The sequence below is a fragment of the Oleiphilus sp. HI0079 genome, assembly GCF_001635105.1.
In genome coordinates this window covers 1-725 of the sequence record NZ_LWFT01000413.1, presented here as the reverse complement: position 1 = coordinate 725, position 725 = coordinate 1, and the positions used below count along the sequence as shown (strand labels likewise).

The 725-nt window shown below is 45.2% G+C and carries 1 protein-coding gene; it reads right to left on the bottom strand.

Features of this window, described 5'->3' with window-relative positions; translation table 11 throughout:
* Positions 1-304 precede the first annotated feature (304 nt).
* On the bottom strand, positions 305-725 hold a 421-nt coding region (locus A3750_RS05410), incomplete at its 5' end, for a methylenetetrahydrofolate reductase (protein ID WP_197474920.1).

Sequence of the window (725 nt, the reverse complement as noted above, 5' to 3'; positions counted from 1 at the left end):
ACTGAGGCCCTTCACCAAAACCGGGTTCAGCTAAAAGTGCGCGGAAAGTGCGAAGATTGTAATTGAGTGCATCTCTGAAATCGGCATAATCCTGATCGCTAAACTGGGTTTTATCAATATTCTGACCCACACCGTCTCCTTGGAGATTTTGTTGTTGGAATATGCAACTTGAGTGCTTAGCCTGTTCGTTTATCTCTGCATGATTATGGTTGGAATGGGCGACGAGTAAAAGTAGAGCGGCAAAAAAAAATGGCCTGCCGGAGTAGGGCAAGCCATTGTATTGTGTTGCTTTAGGCGCGAGTGATCAGAATTTGATTTTCTCGTTATCGCTTAGTCCAAGGTTATCCCAAATCTTGAGTGAGGGTTCTGCTTGGTTCATGCTGTAGAAGTGTATGCCTGGCACGCCGGCCGCTAGCAATGTGTCGCACATTTGGGTCACCACTTCTTCGCCAAATTTTACAATGCTCGCTTTATCATCACCATACGCTTCAAGCTGCTTGCGAATCCATCTAGGAATCTCCGCTCCACACATATCGCTGAAACGCATTAAATTGGAGTAGTTGGTGATTGGCATAATGCCTGGGACGATTGGAATATTAATACCCATCGCCTCAACCCGATCAATAAAGTAAAAATAAGCGTCCGGATTATAAAAGTACTGTGTAATCGCACTACTTGCGCCAGCATCCACCTTGCGTTTGAAGTTTTCTAAATCCACTTCCGCG